The sequence below is a fragment of the Bartonella sp. MR168JLCBS genome (assembly GCF_042194175.1).
This window is the reverse complement of record NZ_JBHIMP010000164.1, coordinates 1-1,037: the sequence shown is the minus strand read 5'-3', so window position 1 is coordinate 1,037 and position 1,037 is coordinate 1. Positions and strand designations below refer to the sequence as shown.

Annotated in this window: 2 protein-coding genes; both read right to left on the bottom strand. The window is 35.4% G+C overall.

Annotated features, from left to right (window positions below):
- The coding region (dnaQ, locus tag ACFIK8_RS10040) for a DNA polymerase III subunit epsilon (protein WP_375669338.1) at window positions 1–430 on the bottom strand (430 nt) is incomplete at its 3' end.
- A 4-nt stretch (window positions 431–434) separates the two neighbouring features.
- Window positions 435–1,022: a dephospho-CoA kinase gene (gene coaE / locus ACFIK8_RS10035; protein ID WP_014923566.1), complete on the bottom strand. Its 588-nt coding sequence runs from the start codon at window positions 1,020–1,022 to the stop codon at window positions 435–437.
- Between the last annotated feature and the right edge of the window lie 15 nt (window positions 1,023–1,037).

The following is a 1,037-nucleotide window of genomic DNA, read 5'->3' as shown; positions in this document are numbered from 1 at the left end:
TATCAATTCCAAAACGTTTGCACAAAACATCGAGAGAATTAGGACCCATAGGAAATTTTCGCCGTGCCATAGCCAATGTATCAAGGATATTGTCGACACTGATAAGTGGCTTATTCACTCGTCCTAATTCTGCATTAAGAAAGCCAATATCAAAACTGGCATTATGGGCAACCATTGTTGCGCCATTGATAAATTCCAAAAGTTCATCAGCAATATCACTAAAGCTTTTTTCGTTCTTTAAGCGTTCATTAGTCAAGCCATGAATTGCTACAGCTTCATCAGAAATAACAACGCCTTGTGGATTCAAATAAACATGGAATCGCTTTCCTGTAAGATACCGATCAACCATCTCTACACAACCGATTTCGATTATGCGATCTTTCTCTTTATCCAAGCCTGTTGTCTCTGTATCAAAAATAATTTCACGCATGATTTTAATTCTTTAGCAAATTTTCTATTACGGAAAAAACTTGTTGATGTGTATTCTCTAAATCTTTCCCTGTATTAATGATAAAATCAGCCCGTTCTCGTTTTTTTTCATCAGGCATTTGTTTAGCATTGATAAAGGAAATTTTTTTTTCATTCATATTCGGACGCGTCATTATCCGTTCTTTTTGTATTGCCAGTGGAGCAGATACCACAATTACACTGTCCACACGTTTTTCACCTTTTTTTTCAAAAAGGAGTGGAATATCAAGGACGACTATTTTTTTTCCCTGTTGGCGTGCTTTATCAATAAATTCTTTTTCTTTTTCTTGTACTAAAGGATGAATTATTTCTTCTAATGTTTGTAATTTTTCACTATCATTGATCAGAATTTTAGAAAGCTTTAGGCGATTAACTTTACCATTTTCAACAACGCCAGGGAATGTATGTTCTATGAGTGATAAGATTGGTTTACTCTTATAAAGCTGGTGTACTGTCTCATCAGCACTAAAAACGGAAATACCTGCTTGTTTGAAAAAATCAGCAGCTGTTGATTTTCCCATAGCGATTGATCCGGTCAGTCCTATGATTTTCATCCTCTTTCTTCACCC